Origin of the sequence: Mucilaginibacter aquatilis, assembly GCF_009755275.1 — a bacterium.
Classification (GTDB): domain Bacteria; phylum Bacteroidota; class Bacteroidia; order Sphingobacteriales; family Sphingobacteriaceae; genus Mucilaginibacter; species Mucilaginibacter aquatilis.
Genome location: NZ_WQLA01000001.1, coordinates 482793 through 500734, shown reverse-complemented (window position 1 = coordinate 500734; position 17942 = coordinate 482793). Strand labels below are relative to the sequence as shown.

The 17942-nt window shown below is 41.0% G+C and carries 19 protein-coding genes; 14 read left to right on the top strand and 5 right to left on the bottom strand.

Translation table 11 applies throughout. The features are described from left to right. The first annotated feature begins 136 nt into the window (after positions 1-136). From GO816_RS02370 to GO816_RS02355, 4 genes are all read left to right on the top strand, one after another. Positions 137-505, top strand: coding sequence for a hypothetical protein (locus GO816_RS02370; protein ID WP_232336467.1), 369 nt, complete (start codon positions 137-139; stop codon positions 503-505). A gap of 205 nt (positions 506-710) precedes the next feature. After that, a complete protein-coding gene (locus GO816_RS02365; RefSeq protein WP_157539745.1) occupies positions 711-1250 on the top strand; it encodes a ferritin in 540 nt (179 codons plus the stop codon). A 200-nt stretch (positions 1251-1450) separates the two neighbouring features. Continuing rightward, the gene (locus tag GO816_RS02360) at positions 1451-2131 is read left to right on the top strand and encodes a GNAT family N-acetyltransferase (protein ID WP_157539744.1); all 681 of its coding nucleotides are present in this window, start codon (positions 1451-1453) and stop codon (positions 2129-2131) included. A 76-nt stretch (positions 2132-2207) separates the two neighbouring features. Continuing rightward, positions 2208-2435 carry a hypothetical protein gene (locus tag GO816_RS02355; protein ID WP_157539743.1) on the top strand — a complete coding sequence of 76 codons (228 nt, stop codon included), beginning with the start codon at positions 2208-2210 and terminating at the stop codon, positions 2433-2435. Between the two features lie 79 nt (positions 2436-2514). On the opposite strand, the gene GO816_RS02350 is transcribed toward GO816_RS02355, so the two are convergent. Together GO816_RS02350 and GO816_RS02345 are read right to left on the bottom strand one after the other, a co-directional pair. Next, entirely contained in the window at positions 2515-4776 is a 2262-nt protein-coding gene (locus tag GO816_RS02350; RefSeq protein ID WP_157539742.1) for a glycoside hydrolase family 31 protein, read from the bottom strand. Positions 4777-4883: 107 nt separating this feature from the next. Beyond that, positions 4884-5465 (bottom strand): DUF5025 domain-containing protein, encoded by a 582-nt coding sequence (locus GO816_RS02345; RefSeq protein ID WP_157539741.1) that lies wholly within the window; start codon positions 5463-5465, stop codon positions 4884-4886. Between the two features lie 163 nt (positions 5466-5628). On the opposite strand from GO816_RS02345, the gene GO816_RS02340 reads away from it, so the two are divergent. The 4 genes from GO816_RS02340 to GO816_RS02325 are packed head-to-tail and all read left to right on the top strand — an operon-like array spanning position 5629 to position 8155. Then, positions 5629-6282 (top strand): FadR/GntR family transcriptional regulator, encoded by a 654-nt coding sequence (locus GO816_RS02340; protein ID WP_157539740.1) that lies wholly within the window; start codon positions 5629-5631, stop codon positions 6280-6282. 10 nt (positions 6283-6292) lie between these two features. After that, positions 6293-7126, top strand: coding sequence for a sulfite exporter TauE/SafE family protein (locus GO816_RS02335; RefSeq protein WP_157539739.1), 834 nt, complete (start codon positions 6293-6295; stop codon positions 7124-7126). A 17-nt stretch (positions 7127-7143) separates the two neighbouring features. Continuing rightward, positions 7144-7542: a DUF1634 domain-containing protein gene (locus GO816_RS02330; RefSeq protein ID WP_157539738.1), complete on the top strand. Its 399-nt coding sequence runs from the start codon at positions 7144-7146 to the stop codon at positions 7540-7542. A gap of 52 nt (positions 7543-7594) precedes the next feature. Continuing rightward, positions 7595-8155, top strand: a complete 561-nt coding sequence (locus tag GO816_RS02325; protein WP_198171399.1) for a histidine phosphatase family protein — start codon at positions 7595-7597, stop codon at positions 8153-8155. Between the two features lie 84 nt (positions 8156-8239). On the opposite strand, the gene GO816_RS02320 is transcribed toward GO816_RS02325, so the two are convergent. The 3 genes from GO816_RS02320 to GO816_RS02310 form a co-directional block, all read right to left on the bottom strand. Beyond that, positions 8240-9136 (bottom strand): nucleotidyltransferase family protein, encoded by an 897-nt coding sequence (locus GO816_RS02320; RefSeq protein ID WP_157539737.1) that lies wholly within the window; start codon positions 9134-9136, stop codon positions 8240-8242. Positions 9137-9218: 82 nt separating this feature from the next. Beyond that, entirely contained in the window at positions 9219-10337 is a 1119-nt protein-coding gene (locus GO816_RS02315) for a M42 family metallopeptidase (RefSeq protein ID WP_157539736.1), read from the bottom strand. Positions 10338-10579: 242 nt separating this feature from the next. Beyond that, on the bottom strand, positions 10580-10990 hold the full coding sequence (locus GO816_RS02310; protein WP_157539735.1) for a GNAT family N-acetyltransferase: 411 nt from the start codon (positions 10988-10990) through the stop codon (positions 10580-10582). 86 nt (positions 10991-11076) lie between these two features. On the opposite strand from GO816_RS02310, the gene GO816_RS02305 reads away from it, so the two are divergent. The 6 genes from GO816_RS02305 (at position 11077) to GO816_RS02280 (ending at position 17934) form a co-directional block, all read left to right on the top strand. Continuing rightward, the gene (locus GO816_RS02305) at positions 11077-11424 is read left to right on the top strand and encodes a hypothetical protein (protein ID WP_157539734.1); all 348 of its coding nucleotides are present in this window, start codon (positions 11077-11079) and stop codon (positions 11422-11424) included. 339 nt (positions 11425-11763) lie between these two features. Continuing rightward, positions 11764-12768, top strand: a complete 1005-nt coding sequence (locus GO816_RS02300) for an ABC transporter transmembrane domain-containing protein (RefSeq protein WP_157539733.1) — start codon at positions 11764-11766, stop codon at positions 12766-12768. Continuing rightward, a complete protein-coding gene (locus tag GO816_RS02295; protein ID WP_157539732.1) occupies positions 12761-14134 on the top strand; it encodes an HlyD family secretion protein in 1374 nt (457 codons plus the stop codon). Before GO816_RS02300 ends, GO816_RS02295 begins: the two co-directional genes overlap by 8 nt. A gap of 28 nt (positions 14135-14162) precedes the next feature. Further along, on the top strand, positions 14163-15617 hold the full coding sequence (locus GO816_RS02290; RefSeq protein ID WP_157539731.1) for a TolC family protein: 1455 nt from the start codon (positions 14163-14165) through the stop codon (positions 15615-15617). Positions 15618-15688: 71 nt separating this feature from the next. After that, on the top strand, positions 15689-16354 hold the full coding sequence (gene can / locus GO816_RS02285) for a carbonate dehydratase (protein ID WP_157539730.1): 666 nt from the start codon (positions 15689-15691) through the stop codon (positions 16352-16354). Positions 16355-16635: 281 nt separating this feature from the next. Then, on the top strand, positions 16636-17934 hold the full coding sequence (locus GO816_RS02280) for a DEAD/DEAH box helicase (RefSeq protein ID WP_157539729.1): 1299 nt from the start codon (positions 16636-16638) through the stop codon (positions 17932-17934). The last annotated feature ends 8 nt before the right edge of the window (positions 17935-17942 follow it).

Genomic DNA, 17942 nt, shown 5'->3' with positions numbered 1-17942 from the left:
TGTGACTGACTTATAAACACAGATTGCTACGTACCTCGCAATGTCATTTTACTGATTCTGCCCAAGGATTCATTCAAAAAATTTTCTTAATAGTATTTGGACTGCTTCTAAATAATGCTAAATTTGCCTCAGTAAGATGATGACCGGGGTTAAAACTAAAGCTACTGATAGATTTACCGAAGTGTTTGGCACCAAAGCCGGAACTGTATATCAAAGTGACCGTGAAGGCTGCTGGTATATTGATTTTGCCGGTAAACTGGTTAAGTTTGACTACCGTACCTTATTACTCCTCAAAAAATCGATTTACCGCGTTGATATTGAGCAATTGCTGTTAGATAGCAGCAAATCGCCCGAAATTGAAATGGTGTTCATCTGCGCATGTAATCACTGCTATTTTCTGAATCTGCTACAAATCATTGCCCTTAAAGAACTTCTTGAAGGAACCTTTGCCATGCTCGAACTCAATCAGATTCTGCATGACAGATTGAGCCGAATGGTGATTTAAAGAAAGAACCAAGAGACAAGAGCCAGGAAACAAGTTGTTTTCCCGGAACTTTCAAAAAATCTTGGCTCCTGTTTCTTAGCTCTTGTATCTCATCTTCACTAATTTAGACTTATTTCATATTGCCTTTATATTGTACAACCTGTTGTTATAGCACTATTTTTGTATGTATTCAATCGGATACAACAATTCCTAACTATAACATAACATGAAAGATATAATGCGTATTAAGTGTTTGCTGTCTGCCGACATCGAAATGCTTTTAAACCAACAAATAAAGAAAGAAGCACATTCATCAGCTATGTACCTGGCAATGGCTTCATGGTGTAACCAAAACGGCTTTGATTATTCATCTGACTACTTTTTTAAACAGTCGGGCGAGGAACGTGAGCACCAGTTAAAACTTTTTAAATACGTATTGGACATGGGTGGCCGCGCGATATCTCCGGATGTTAACGGCATCAAACAGGAGTACACTACCTTCCGTGAAGTATTTGAAGATGCTTTAGATGCAGAGGTTGCCATTACTCAATCATTTAAAAACATTGCTGCTGCTTGTATGAAGGAGCAAGACTTTGTTACGTTTGAGTTCTTAAATTGGTTTATGAAGGAGCAACGTGAGGAGGAATACAAAGCCCGCCGTGCACTGGAATTATTTGAAGTTATTGGTGAAGAAGGTACCGGCCGTTGGGAAATTGATAAACACGTTAATAAAATTAAGTACGACAGCGAAACTGCCGGGGCATAATTATATATACAGAACTACTAATGAAGAGCCGTTGCATAAGCAACGGCTCTTTTTATTTATGCAAAGGGTTAAATTATCAGACCTATATAGATTGGCTAAGCAACTAATTATGCTGGCCTTAAAAATGTAGGTAATGAGTTACCTACTTATTCAGTTCCAATTTTTGGTTAAAAACTTATTGTTTTAGCTTTGCCCTTCAAATGAGTGATGTTTTATATAATCCGGCCTGGAACGCCTTAGTTACCGGAAACGCGGCTTTAGCTAAAGGCAATGGAGACGTAAGGTATTTTGATGCAGAGGTATCGCCAATTATTGGTTTAGCCAATTTTGACGGACTATTGTTAAATGATTTATACGATCAAATTTCAGATAATACGCCGCGTGTGGTATTTACTCCTGAAGACATTGTTATACCACCATCATGGAAACTGCTGAAGTATATAACAGGCTATCAAATGGTTTGCGAAAAGCCGGTTAATGCAGAATGGGAGGACGATATAATCGAGCCGTTGACGCATGAGCATATACCTCAAATGCTCGAGCTTACTCAACTTACTGTACCGGGTCCGTTTTCTCAACGTACTATCGAATTTGGTTACTATGAAGGAATATTTGAGGATGAAAAATTGGTTGCTATGGCCGGTCAACGTCTTAACCCGGGCATATTCACTGAGATAAGCGCCGTTTGTACCCATCCACAATATTTAGGCAAAGGTTACGCACGTAAACTGTTACTAAGTCAGGTTAACCGTATGCTTGCCGCTGGTAATGTGCCCTTTTTGCATGTTAGAGATGATAATGAACGCGCTGTAAATGTTTATAAGCATTTGGGTTTTAAAATAAGTTCCGTTATGAATTTCCATTTTATGGAGAAAGCATAGACAGACCAGTTTTATACTTTAATCGAAGTTCTGTCCATCTTTTTGAATGTTTTGTTGTTACTATCAAAAAGAAGTTATGACATTACAAGAAAGAATTAAGGAAAAAATAACCGGCCAGTTAAAAGATAACATCAACGAGCAAAATGCCGATACGCTTAGCCAGTTGCTTACCGCAGATGTAAAATATATTGCTACAGCGTTTGCCGAGTATGGAAGCAAGCACCCGGAGCTGGAAGTGCATGAATTATTTGATGAATGGTTCAAAAATCATTTTACCGACCCTCAGATAAAAAATTTTGAATAAGAGAGTTAAATATAAATATTAAAAAAAGGTGGGCAGCTGTTCTGGTTTTCAGATTTAGCTGCCCACCTTCTTATTTCTATTAATATTCAATAACTATTTCATCGTTATTAAAGTTGAGCTTGTTTAAGTGAATGGCATCATCAAAGCCATGTAACACCAATTCAAGAAGATTGTATTTAGACTTATAATTGCCTTCAGCAGCCGAAATTTTTATAGTCTTTTCGTTTGGGCTAAAGGCTATAGAACGTTTGTGATAATTTCCGGCTTCATAATCATAGGTATTACCATCATCCTCGTAATACACAAAGTCATTATCCTCTGTGCTATTCCAAACATGCAAAATTAGCGTGCCATCACCTGAATGCTGTGTACTTTGTGTTACATTTTGCATAGGCACAATTGCTCCTGCTTTTGCAAATACCGGCATATCGCTTAACGGTGCATCAACTACATACTCGCGTCCGCCTGTGTATTTTTCATCAGTGCCAAGCCTGTACCAATCGCCGCAAGGTAGATATACCTTTGCTGTCAATTCCGTGCTTTTAACAGGTGCAACCAATAAACCATCGCCAAATAAAAACTGATTTTGGTAATCCTCGTAGTAAACGGCCTTATCGTGCGTATACTCAATAGCCAGTGTACGGCATACAGGTAAGCCACTTTGTGTAGTTTGGTAAAAGGCCGAATAAAGGTATGGTAGTAAGCGGTAACGGTCTTCAATAAATTTGCGGATAAGATTAAGGTTCTCCTCACCGTATTGCCATGGTTCCCTAAATTCAGAATCTTTGATAGAGTGATTACGGTACATAGGCGTATAAATACCTAAGTTATTCCAACGCACTATCATCTCGGGGGTAGGGTTACCACTAAAGCCGCCAATATCAACGCCTACAAATGCCATCCCGCTTACGCCTAAACTATTCACCAGCCGCGCTCCTAAAAGCAAGTGCTCATCGGTTGCGGTATTATCACCCGTCCACACGGCCGAATAGCGCTGCGTACCCGAGTATGCCGCACGTGTTAATACGAATGGCCTCTTGTTACCTAATATTTTACGGGTACCGTCATAAGTGGCACGTGCCATTTGCATGCCATATACGTTACGTAACTCAGGCATAAATTTGTCGCCAAATTTTACTATCCATGGCATGTTCTGGTTCCAAACGGCGGGCTCGTTCATATCGTTCCAAAACCCTTCAACTCCTGGTTCGATTAAAGCAGTAAAGGCAGCACCCCACCACTCACGTACATCCTCTCTGAAAAAGTCGGGAAAGTGGCAACGGCCGGGCCAAACCTCACCTATATAATTTTCACCGTTAGGGTAGGTGGCAAAATAGCCGCGTTCAACACCTTCGTCATACTGCTGGTAGCCTTCTTCAACTTTAATACCCGGGTCAACAATGGTCACCAGTTTAAAATTCATTGCTTTTAGCTTATCAATGAATGCTTTTGGATTAGGAAAGGTTTCGTTATTCCAGGTGAAAATTTTAAAGCCTTCCATGTAATCAATGTCGCAATACATTACATCGGCAGGCACATTATGCTCTCTGAACTTTGCTGCAACATCTAACACTTCCTGCGCGCTCATGTAACTCCAGCGGCATTGCTGGTACCCCAGGCTCCATAGGGGCGGCATTTCCATGCGGCCTGTTAGCCAGGTATAGTCATCAATAATGCCTGCTACCGTTTGCGCACCAAAGAAATAATAATTCAAATCACCATCATCCGCTCCAAGCCAAATAAACTGATCATCGCAAGATGCGGCGAAATCAAAATAACTTTTGTGTGTGTTATCTAAAAAGAACCCGTAAGTAAGCTCACTGTGTATGCCTATAAAGAAAGGGAAGGTTTCATATAGAGGGTCGGTTTTAGGTGTATGGTCAGATGCATCTGTATTCCAGTTGGTAAAAGAACTGGCACGGCGGTTAAGGTTGCCCACCTTTTCGCCCAAACCAATAAAGTGCTCCTCGGGTTGTAACTCCCTATAGTTAATTACACGACTGTTTTGCCAGTTGGTGCCAAAGCGGTCATCATCTTTACTTAGTAGCTTTCCGTCTGGTGTGTAAAATGCAAAACGTAATGGCGTTTTATTAACGCGCAGGGTAAGTGCCGTTGTTTTGATGATAATCTCGGCGTCTGTCTCTTCGTAAGCTAAGCTGTTTTCAGGCTCTCTGATTACAGCAAACGACTCATCAGCATCTGCTGGCTGGCGGGTAATGTTTACCCTAATAATTGACGGGCTGTATACAGTAACATGTGCCTCAGCTTCGGCGGTTTTAATAATTAACTTGTTGTTTTGCTGTACAACGCTTTGAGAAGGGCCTAATATTTTAAAATCCATAAAGGGTTACAATATTTGGTGAATATAACTACTAACCGGAACTTGAACAGCTAGCAGAACGTGATAGTTTGATAAAAACAGAAAATTGAGCGGTTGCTTATAAAATGCTAAAAACGAACCTCAAATGTTCCGTCTTTAATGATGATGGAATCTTGCAGGTTTTTATCATTATACAATATACCGTTTAGTTTTCCGCCCACGTACGGAACCATACTGCCATAAGGATACTCGTATCTTGTAATTTCAACTTCAAACGGTTTTTTTGCAGTGTTAGCCGAGTACGATACATTACTGTTACGTAATGAGATTAAAGACTTGTAAGGAGGAAAGTCTTTATTTTCGCCGGTTATCAGAAATTTTCCCTTTTTTACATTTTCAACTTGAACGCGAAGTCGTGCCTGTGCCGCAATTGGTGATATATCCGCCGGGAGGATAACGTCAACCGTGTATATTTCTCTTTCCGTGCCATCGCCATTACCTAAGCCCGTCCACTGGCCGGTTAATTGAGTCCGGTTTCTATCCCGGGTGTTTTCGATTGAAACCTCTTTGCCAGCAATATTTGCCTTAAAGTGCTGTACAAACTCTTCCTGTTGCGGTTCAGTGACCTTAGTTTTTGAACAAGACGTGATGCTTAAAGCTGCAAATAAAGATAAGCTCAAATTAAGGAGCGCAATTCGTGTACTGATCATGTGATAGCTATTTCCCGAATATAAAACAATGTTTTAAAAGGCAAAATTAAATTAATTAAAAAGTAATAATGTCAATTTGCTAAGTCAGTAGAATGAAACAAATCAACACAAACATATGATGTTTAATAAAAACATCATATGTTTATGTTTGTTATTGGAACTCATGGACGCCCGTATTAAACTCAGCGACCGCATTAGCCGGTTAATAAAAAATGATATTGAAAAAGGTAAATACAAGCCAGGTGACAAAATACCGGCAGAGCCTGATTTGATGAAGCTTTACGAGGTGGGGCGTTCAACCATACGGGAAGCAATCAAGGCGTTAGCGATGGCTGGTGTGGTACGAGTACAACAGGGGATGGGTACGGTAGTAAATGCTGTTGACGACAGTGAGCCTATTGACAGTAGGTTGCGCCGTGCCGATTTTGATGAAATCAATGCGGTAAGGCAAATGCTTGATAAGGAAATTGTAAGCCTTGCCGTTGAAAACCACAGTCAGGAGCAGCTGAAGCAAATGCACCAACATTTGCAAAGCCGTAAAGAAGCTATTGAGCGCAATGACCGGCAAGCGTGTATGGATGCTGATATTGCATTTCATATCACCATAGCCAGGGCAGCGGGTAACAGCGTGCTCTTTAACCTTTACCAAAGTTTTACCAACGTAATACGCGACTTTTTTTTGAAGCGGGAACCACAGGGAATAGGGCAATTTGCCATGAGTCACCACTTACACGAGCAATTATACAATGCCATAAAATCTAAAAAGCAAAAAGCAGCACGCGCGGCAATGCAACAAATACTCAATAATAACTACTAAATAAATTTATATGACAATACTAACATTCACTATGATATTGCTGTTGGGATCTTACCTGGCAGGGTTGCTTGGCTCGCTTACCGGTCTGGGTGGCGGTGTGGTGGTTATTCCGCTGCTAACTTTAGTTTTTGGGGTTGATATAAGGTATGCCATTGGTGCTGCACTGCTTGCATCCATTGCAACGTCATCAGGTGCTGCAACGGCATATGTTAAAGAGGGTATTACTAACATAAGGCTGGGTATGTTTCTTGAAATTGCCACAACCATTGGTGCCGTTATTGGTGCGCTGCTGGCGGTGTACACGCCTGTCAACATTATTGCTATCATGTTTGGCTCGGTGCTCATTTTTTCGGCAGCCATGACGTTGCGTAAAAAAAACCAGGACGCTTTAACCGAGGGTAGCAAACTTTCTTATTTGCTTAAACTTAATGGTAGCTATCCTACCAAAGACGGCGTGGTTAACTACAAATTAAAGAACATAGGCGCCGGATTTTCTATAATGACGGTTGCCGGGGTAATATCGGGTTTGTTGGGTATAGGCTCGGGTGCACTCAAGGTTTTGGCTATGGATACGGCCATGCGTATACCATTTAAGGTGAGTACTACCACCAGTAATTTCATGATAGGCGTTACAGCTGCAGCAAGTGCGGTAGTGTATCTTCAACGCGGTTATATGGATCCGGGAATAGGCTTTCCGGTAATACTGGGTGTACTTGCAGGTGCCTTTACAGGCTCAAAGTTACTGGCACGCATCAATCCGCAAACGTTGCGAATTATATTTTGTGTAGCCATTGTATTTGTAGCACTGCAAATGATTTATAACGGTATTCAACACAAGTTTTAATCAAAGAATTTTTAAGCATGAAACATATATTTTCGGCCTTGTGGGGCGATAAGGATGTAGAACTGGTTGTGGGGCAACTATTGCGTTACGGGGTTGTTACCGCTAGTGTGGTAGCTTTGACAGGTGGCATAATGTACCTGTTGCTGCACGGTAGTGGCCCTGTACCACAATACGGTAACTTTATAGGTGAAGGAGCAGGCTATACAACCTTCAATGGTATTTTTAAAGGTGCATTGGCATTAAACGCTACCGAGGTAATTCAACTAGGCGTTTTAATTTTAATTGCCACGCCAATACTTAGGGTCATCTTCTCTTTACTGGCTTTCATTCTGGAAAAAGACAAGCTGTACATATTTATTACGTTAATCGTACTCTGCGTAATTATGACAAGTATTTTTGGCGGGCTAAAAGTTTAGACGTATGAATTTTGACAATGGTGCTTAACCAACCTTTTAAAATTTGCGTTATATGACAATATCAAGATTTATACACATTATACTATTCACTTTTGCCAGTTCCATGGCATTTGCGCAAGAGCAAAAGGGTGGTGATGATTTGCGCATCATAATTATGCGCCATGCTGAAAAGCCGGCAAATGGTGATAACTTATCATGTAAAGGCTTTAACCGTGCCATGATGTTACCGGGGGTACTAGTAAAGAAGTTTGGAGTTCCGCGCTACGTTTATGTGCCATCACCATCAACAGGCAAGGCAACCAAAAGCGGGCGTATGCTGCAAACCGTTTGGCCCTTGGCTACCAAATACAATTTAACGGTTAACAGCAAGTTTGATGTAGAAAACACTAAAGCTCTTGCCAAAAATATAAGCAATAAAACCGGGACCGTACTGGTAGTTTGGGAACACAATGCCATTCGTAGTATTATTGCTGCTCTGGGTATAAAAGCGGATAAGCTTAAATGGAAAAGTAACGATTATGACAGCTTATGGATAGTTTCAATTCATAACGGGAAAGCCAGCCTGCAACAAACCGCACAGGGCATTAATGCACCGGATGGATGCAGGTTTTGAATGCTTATTAAAAACATTGCCACAAAAAAATCCCGCCTTATATAGGGGCGGGATTTTATATTTAAAAGTAATTTTTGAAGACTGTTATTCCCAAAGATTAGTTGGGTAAGTACCGTTTTCAACCAGTTCATTAATGCTGGCTTGTACAATTGGCTTATCTTCTTTATAAGTAACACCAAACCACTTGTTACCGGTTGGAATAACTTTAAACGCAGCAGTACCTGTTTTAATTAACTCATCGGCTACTAGCGGAATAAAAAACTCAGCTTTAGGGTTGCTTTCATTAGCGTCAACAAATTTCTTGAACATTTCCTCGCTTTGTTTGAATACAGCAGGAGTAAAGCCCCAGAAGTTCATTGATACACGGGTGTCTTTTGGTAACTCATGCTCGCCGGTTGCGTCTTTGTAAAATACGTCGCCGTCTTTAAAGTAAACTTCGGTACGCTCGTTAATTTCAACCATTTTACCGTCTTCAACCTTACATACACCGCGAGATACCGAACCGTAATCTGATAAAGTACGATCAATTTGGTAACCCATTAATGAGTAGTTATCATCGGCAACTTCGGTAGTTAAAAACTGAGCCATTTTTTCAAAGGCTTCATAACCGTAAAAGTCATCAGCGTTGATAACGCAAAACGGCTCATTAATTTGGTTGCGTGCTGCTAATACAGCATGGGCAGTACCCCATGGTTTTGAGCGCTCAACTGTTTTATCAATACCAAATTGGGTAAGGTCATAGCTTTGAAACACATAATCGGTTTCAATGCGGCCGGCCAGTTTAGGCTCAAATATGGCTTTAAAAGCATCCTGGAACTCTTCGCGAATGATGAAGCTTACTTTTCCAAAGCCAGCTTTTATAGCATCATATATAGAATAATCGATAATGGTTTCGCCATTAGGACCAAAACCATCAACTTGTTTCATACTGCCGTAACGGCTGGCCATACCTGCGGCCAATATCAGTAAGGTTGGTTTCATAGTGATGTAAATATAGAAAAATATATACCCGAAGGTATAAATACGGTTAATTAAAATATATGTTTTAGATTATATTTAATGCTTACTTAATATATCTGAAATCTTGTCCGGGCTTGATATTTAATAACGTTTCATAAATCATACGTATCACATTGTCCACGTCTTCTTTATGAATCATTTCAACAGTAGTGTGCATATAACGCAGCGGCAATGATATCAGTGCCGACGGAACACCATCGTTTGAGTAAGCAAACGCGTCGGTATCGGTACCTGTTGAACGTGACGACGCCTGGCGTTGAAAAGGGATATTGGCTTTCTGTGCCGATTCGATCAGCAGCTTATTTAAGTTATTTTGAACAGCAGGAGCATATGATACTACCGGACCGCGGCCGCAAGCTAAATCGCCCTGAGTAATTTTATTAATCATAGGCGTTTGCGTATCGTGAGTTACATCGGTAATGATGGCTACGTGCGGTTTAATTTTGTGGGCTATCATTTCGGCACCACGTAAACCAATTTCTTCTTGCACGGCATTTACAATGTACAAGCCAAAAGGCAGTTGTTTGCCGTTTTCTTTCAGTAGGCGGGCAACTTCGGCAATCATAAAACCACCAACACGGTTATCAAGTGCGCGGCCAACATAGTAACGGTTGTTTAAAACCATAAACTCGTCTTCATAAGTAATTACACAACCAACGTGTATACCCATTGCTTCAACCTCTTCTTTGCTGGTGCATCCGCAATCAAGGAAGATGTTTTTAAGGGTTGGAGCTTCCTCTTTTTCGCCACCGTGACGCGTATGAATGGCCGGCCAGCCAAATACTGCTTTTACTACGCCTTTATCAGTATGGATGTTTACACGTTTTGACGGAGCTATTTGATGATCTGAACCGCCGTTGCGTATAACGTATATTAGTCCGTCGCTGGTAATGTAGTTTACAAACCATGATATCTCGTCGGCATGCGCCTCAATTACAACCTTAAATTCTGCTTTAGGATTGATGATGCCTACCGCTGTACCGTAATTGTCAACGTAATGTGTATCAATATAAGGTTGCAGGTATTCTAACCACATCTTTTGTCCCATCCATTCAAACCCGGTAGGAGATGGATTATTGATATATTTTTCAAGAAACGTAAGAGATTCTTCAGTTACCACAGGAGTGTGTTGTGGTTTTTCTTCATTTATATTTTCGGCCATAATTTATATGCAAAATTTTTTGATGGGGTTAGCAAATATATAAAAATTCAATTCCGTGCCAATTTAAGGGCATTTGAATGAATTTGTTTTGACAGCTTGTGATGAAACGAATAGAGTTACTAAACTTATTAATGTATTAATGATGAATTAACAGGCAAACTGTTGTTTTGTGGCGAGTAAAATTTTCAGGAGTTAATAGTTTAGAAAGACCGGGTTGTGCAATACAAGCCGGTCTTCCGTTTTCAAAGTGGTTTTTCCATAATAAGGTAATCAATACCATTTTTGCTGAATGTTTCTCCTGATGCAGTAAAATTCGCCTTTGTATAAAACGGTACAGCATTTTTACAAGCGTTGCACCATAGGCGTGCACCATTTTCATTGATGGCAAAGTTGGTGATATACTGTAATAAGGCCGAGCCTACGCCTTGGTGCTGATAATTTACTGCAACGGCCAGTTTGCGAAATTGAAAATTGCAACAATGCTGAAACAATGATACTACACCTACTAAAGCATCGTTATTAAAAGCCGCAAAGTGCCAGCCATTGGTATCTTCTTCCAGTTCCATTTCGTATAACGGAAGGTTTGGATACAAGGCTTCTCGGCGTAGGCGCCATGTTAGTTCGGGTCTTACCTGTTCAATATGTAATGGCATTTTAAATTATTAAAAAACATTAAGAAATTTCACTTGTATGAAATTGACAATTTAATGTCCTAAAAAAGTATACTTTTGCAAAAAATATGAAAAACGGAATTGGTAAGATAGCAATATGTCTGCTGTTTATGATGATCTTTGTTGCAAAGATGATCATATCGGTAGCTCCTGCCTTTCTGTCTCTCAATAATAAAACCGTCAATGCTGTAATTATGCAGCTTGAAGAGGAAACCAAAAACGAAAAAGAGTCGCCTGAAAAAGAATCGGCGAAGGAAAAAAAGTTTTTTGATGAGGACATGCAATGGTTTTCTCACTATGTGCATGAACCCGTTACTATAGAAACCCAGAAGCGGTTAGATTACGGCCATTCCATTTATCAGCCCGGCCATCACCCATCTGTGTTAACCCCGCCACCAAACTCCGGGCTTATTTAACACATCTTTTGTTGCGGTAGCTTTAAACAGTTAACTGTACGCTGTGATACGTAAAAAGGTAAGTTATTAAACTACCCCATGCATTTTGATGTATGTACGTGCGCATAAATCATTGCCGTTACCAATAAAACATTAGCATTGAATTAATTAACATGAAACATAATGCCCGCAGGCTATGTTTCTCATTGCAAAAATTATAAGCCTTTGTGTACCAAATGCAATCTCTTAAAGGGAGAGGTAGCATTTAAATATGCAGTATTTATTGCCGGATGCATTTGTGCCGGCCAATTAAAAACCTGCAAGCATCCACCTATATACTATTGATATACGTAAAGAATAATGAAAAAACATCATCATAAAGAACTTCTTACACCCTGGCAAAGGCTCATGCGCATTTTGCACTACGAGCGGTCTACCATTAATTACATCTTTATTTATGCCGTACTTATAGGTTTAATTGGCCTTACTCTACCATTGGGTACAACAGCAGTTTTCAACCTGTTATCAAACGGTGCTATGTATAGTTCAACCTATATACTTATTGCCGTAATACTGTTAGGTATTGTTATGGGTGGTTTACTGCTTATTGGCCAGCTTTCGCTTGTAGAGGTTGTAGAGCAGAAAATTTTTGCCAAAACAGCCTTAGAATTTGCATTCAGACTGCCGCGCATAAAGCGTCAGGCGTTAGAGGACGAAAACCCGCCCGAACTGGTTAACCGGTTCTTTGATATACTCACCATTCAAAAAGGGCTTACCAAACTATTGGTTGATATTGTTGCCGCTGCGGTACAGATATTTTTCAGCGCTATTCTGCTGTCATTCTATCACCCGTTTTTTATTGCCTTCGGCATATTGGTGATTCTGTTTATAGTAATAATGCTTGCACTATACTTTAAGCCAGGTGTAAATACCAGCATTGAAGAATCGCACCATAAATACGAGTTAGTGGCTTACCTTGAAGAGGTAGCTGCCGATTTGGAACCTTACCGTAACGATACCACCAAGCGTGAGCAGGTAGTTGAGCGTACTGATGAAATTACGGCAGAATACCTGCAGGCCCGTAATGAGCACTTTACCATTTTAAAAAGATTTTTTGCCAGTGCAGTTGTCATCCGTACAATTCTAATGGGTGGACTGCTGTTATTGGGTTCATACTTTGTAGTTACCCGCGCAATGTCTTTTGGCCAGTTTGTAGCTGCTGAAGTAATTATTGTACAAATCAGCTATGCTATTGAAAAATTAATGACCAACATGAATACCTTATTTGATATGGCTACAGGCGCTGAAAAACTTGCCGTTGTAACCGATCTTGAACTTGACGAGGAGGGGCATCATCATGCATAAAAATCCAAGTTACGTAGAACAAATACATAATTGGCAGGAACTTTCGGTAAGATCATGTGAAAAGGTGCTGCCGGCAAAAGGCGCGCGTTTGCTTGGCCGTATACTGCTTATATTACTGTTTTTATTTATCATTATTTTGCTTTTACCTTGGCGGCAAACCATACCCGGTCGCGGTACTGTAACAGCACTACGCCCGCAAGACAGGCCTCAAACCGTACAAAATCAAATTGGCGGACGTATTGAACGCTGGGCTGTAAGTGAAGGCCAGGAAGTAAAGAGAGGAGACACCATACTGGTAATATCCGAAACCAGCCAATCATACTTCGACCCTGAATTGCCACAGCGTCTCAATGAGCAGCTTAATGCAAAACGAGGCAGTGATACTGCCAACCTGCAAAAAATAAGAGCTACCCGCGCGCAAATTGAAGCGCTTAACAAAGGTTTGCGCTTTCAATTACAGGCTGCCGAAAATAAGGTTAAGCAGGCTCAAAATTATGTTGACATCGATCAGGCTGATTTAGTAGCTGTACAAAACTTTTTTAACACTAGTAAAGCACGATTAGAACGTTACGAGCAGGGCTATAAAAATGGTTTGTTTTCACTTACTGATATTGAAACGCGTCGCTTAAAGTTACAGGAAGACCGTGCAAAAGTAATAAGCCAGGAAAACAAGCTAAATAATTCGAAGCAAAACCTGCTTAACGCACGCATTGATTTGGATAATATTAAGGCCAAGTACCAGGAGACCTACGCTAAAGCGCTTTCTGATTTGGGTTCGGCATTATCGGGCCGTGCAGGTGTGCAGGGTGATATTGCAAAACTTCGTAATGATATTGCTAATATCTCTATACGTCGTAACTTATATGTAGTACGCGCCCCGCAAGACGGATTTGTGGTTAAAACCATGAAAGCCGGTATTGGCGAAAACATTAAAGAGGGAGAATCTGTAGCCACGTTACAGCCAAAAAATCCGCAGGTTGCAGCCGAAATTTACGTTAGCGCTATGGATGTTCCACTTATATTGGATACTAGTGATGTGAGGCTTCAGTTTGAAGGCTGGCCTTCAATACAGTTCTCGGGCTGGCCATCGGTAGCGGTTGGTACGTTTGCCGGTAAGGTGTTTTCAATTGATAAGGTTAGCAGCACAGGTGGTAAATACCGTTTATTGGTAAAACAACAACTACCGGTTCCTAAAAACGATGAATCGTGGCCAGAACAGCTTAGGCAGGGTTCGGGTGTGTATGCCCGTGTAATTTTAAGGTCGGTACCGGTATGGTACGAGATATGGCGCCAGTTAAACGGTTTCCCGCCAAGCCTTGAGAAAGAACCTAAGGACGAGAAAGAAAAAGATAAGGACAAAAAATAGTTGGTAGCCGAGACAGGATAAAATATATATGAAGAAACAGAAAATTAGTTGTCATATAAAAAGCTTGTTTTGGATGTTGTTGCTGTGCGTAACCGCAGCATCGGCTCAAAACAAGCGGCCTGCCGATACGGGAAAGGTTTTTTCTCTGGAGGATTTGCAGGTAATGGCTTTCAGGTACCATCCTATTATAAAACAGGCTTCGCTTTTAACTGATGCTGCAAGAGCTAATGTTTTGCAGTCATTAGGTTACTTTGACCCAACCTTAAAAGCCAACTTTAACCGTAAGGCATTTGGTAATACTGATTATTATAATTACTGGACCAATGAGCTTAAAGTGCCTTTATGGCTGGCAGGTGCCGATTTAAAAGTTGGTTATGACCGTAACGCCGGTACGTACACCAACCCCGAAACTCGTACAAGCTTATCAGGCTTATCAGGTGTAGGTTTGTCAATTCCATTAGGTGCTGGTTTAATTATTGATGCCCGCCGTAGTACGTTAAGGCAGGCAAAAATAATGTTGAGGTATGCAGAGGCCGAGCGTGTGAAGCAAATAAACACAACCTGGTATGAAATAGCTAAAGACTACTGGGAATGGTACTACGCTTACAAACAATTAAGGCTTACACAAGAAGGTGTTGATTTGGCTCAAACCAGGTTCAAGGCGGTAAGTAATCAAACCCAGCTGGGCGATAAAGCACCTATTGATTCAGTTGAAGCCTATGTTACCGTTCAGGAGCGTATAATACAATTTGAAAAAAACAAAATTGAACTGGCTAACGCGAGGCTTATACTTTCAAACCACTTATGGAACAACGAAGGTAACCCTATGGAACTGCCCGAAGATGCTGTGCCGGAGTTATTGGATGGTAACGTTCAGCAGGTAAACAAATTGGTACTTGATACTCTGGTAAGCCGTGCTGCCGATCAGCACCCTGAACTTGTTAAACTGCGTGCTAAGGGAGGACAGCTGGCAGTTGAGCGTTTGTACAGGCAGGAAATGCTCAAGCCTAAAATTAACATCAGCGGAACCCTTATTTCAAGCAGACGGTCGTGGAACAGTTATGTACCCGATTACTATGATTTTGGGTGGGCTAACCATAAAATAGGTCTTGAGTTTTCATTTCCATTGTTTTTACGTGCCGAGCGCGGAAAGCTACGCGAAGTAAGAATTAAGCAACAAGAGCTTGATTATGATTTGCAACAGTCAGGACGAGAAATCCGGAACAATGTGGTGGCTTCTTACAACAGCCTGAAAGCATATGAGGCGCAATTAGCGGTACAAATACAAAGCATCCGCAATCAAACGGCCTTGCTTAAAGGTGAAACCACGAAGTTCGACCTGGGTGAAAGCACGCTGTTCCTGATCAATAGCCGCGAAACTAAATTGATTGATATGCGCATAAAGCTCGAAAGTATGATAGCGGCTTATCAAAAAACTTTGGCCGAGCTTTACTATAAAGCAGGTACGCGGCAAACATTTTAAGAATTAGTGTGGTTTGTATGCTTGCGATATCTTTTGTTATTTTAACCAAATTTTAATAGAAAGCATTTACTATGGCACAAGGCAATTTGGCAATACACGATACCAGCCACATCACTTACGAGAGCTTGCTGGAAGGCAACCAAAAGTTTATTGAAGAAGCACTTCAGGAAGATCCGCAGTTTTTTGAGAAACTGGCAAACGGGCAAAAGCCGCCGGTTTTGTGGATAGGTTGTGCAGACAGCAGGGTACCTGCCGATAGAATTACCCGCACCAATCCGGGCGAGATATTTGTACACCGCAATATTGCCAACGTTGTTGTACATACCGATCTTAACTTGTTATCGGTACTGGATTATGCAGTTAACGTACTTAAGGTAAAACACGTAATTGTGGTAGGCCATTATGGTTGCGGCGGTGTACAGGCAGCTATGGGCAATAAGCAATTTGGTTTGATTGATAACTGGTTGCGTACCATTAAAGATGTTTATCAAAAGCACCTGGCCGAACTGGAAACTATAACTGATGAAAAGCAGAAATTTAACCGCATGGTTGAATTAAACGTTATAGAGGGAGTTAATAATCTTTGCAAAACTACCATTGTACAAGGTGCCTGGGCTAATGGCCAGGAGCTGAATATACATGGCTGGGTTTATGCCCTTGATACAGGTAAAATTACCGACCTTAAAGTTGATGCCAGCGACAGCAACAAAATGGGTAGCGTATATAAATTTGAGTAATCGCCGGCCTTTGGAGGCGAAGCATAGAGCAAAGAAGAAAAGCCAAGTTTTACATTAAAACTAGCTACAATAGCCGGGAAGCATAGGTAATGATTTATCTTGTTTTCCGGCTTTTTTTGTTGGCTTTCAGCCGTTAGTTCTTGTCTCTTAAGCCTCTTTCATTGCATATAAATAAAACGTATCTTTGCATTTCATTCCAGATAGTTATAAAACTGGATTGCCCAAACTCATCATGATTCTGTACTGCCTGTACAGCTTTATATATACGTTATACATTTTACATGTTATTTGAAGATTTAAAATTAATTGATCCTATCCTTAAGGCATTAAAAACTGAAGGATACGTTCAACCAACCCCTATACAGCAACAAGCTATCCCAATTGTACTGCAACGTAAAGACCTTTTAGGTTGCGCCCAAACCGGTACCGGTAAAACAGCAGCTTTTTCTATTCCATTGCTGCAATTGCTTTATCAGGATCGTACCCAGCACAAAGAGCAAAAAACCATTAAAGCACTCATTTTAACACCAACGCGCGAACTGGCTATTCAAATTGATGAGAGCTTGGCGGCATACGGGCGTCATACAGGGTTAAAACATTTGGTTATTTTTGGTGGTGTTTCACAAAACCCTCAAACCGATGCTTTAAAGCGAGGTGTTGATATTTTGGTGGCAACACCAGGCCGTTTGCTCGATTTGGTAAACCAGCGTTTTATAAGTCTTGATCATATTAAGTTCCTTATTTTGGATGAAGCCGACCGTATGCTGGATATGGGCTTTGTGCATGATGTAAAAAAGATTATAGCCAAGGTTCCTTCAAGACGCCAAACTTTGTTTTTTTCGGCCACCATGCCAAAAGAAATTCAGCAACTTGCCGATACCATATTACATAAGCCCGAAAAGGTTGAAGTTACACCGGTATCATCTACTGCCGACACCATAGAACAGGAAATTTTCTTCGTGGAGAAAGGTGATAAGAGAGCATTGCTTAACCATATACTACAAGACAAGGCTATTCAAAGCGTGTTGGTGTTTACCCGTACCAAGCACGGTGCCGATAAAGTGGTTAAAGATTTGGTTAGAGCTAATATTACCGCCGAGGCTATCCACGGAAACAAATCGCAAAATGCCCGTCAGCGTGCTTTGAGTAACTTTAAAGCAGGTACAACACGTGTATTAGTGGCTACTGATATTGCTGCACGTGGTATAGATGTTGAAGCGCTTACTCATGTTATTAACTATGAGTTGCCTAACGTTCCCGAAACCTATGTACACCGCATAGGCCGTACAGGCCGGGCGGGTGCAAGTGGCATAGCACTATCTTTTTGTGACCACGAAGAAAAGGAGTTTTTGAAAGACATTCACAAACTCATAGCTAAAAACATTCCGGTTAACGAGGAGCACCCTTACCCAATGAAGCAGTTGAGTACAGTGGAGCGCATACGCGAAGAAATGAAAGGAAAACCTGCACAACAAGGCGGAGGTGGAAACCGTCAGGGTGGTGGTCACCGTAACGGTAAACGCAGGTTTGGCAACAATCGCAATAGCTCAGGAAAGGGTAAGCCTGCGGCAAAAAATTAATTGTAAGT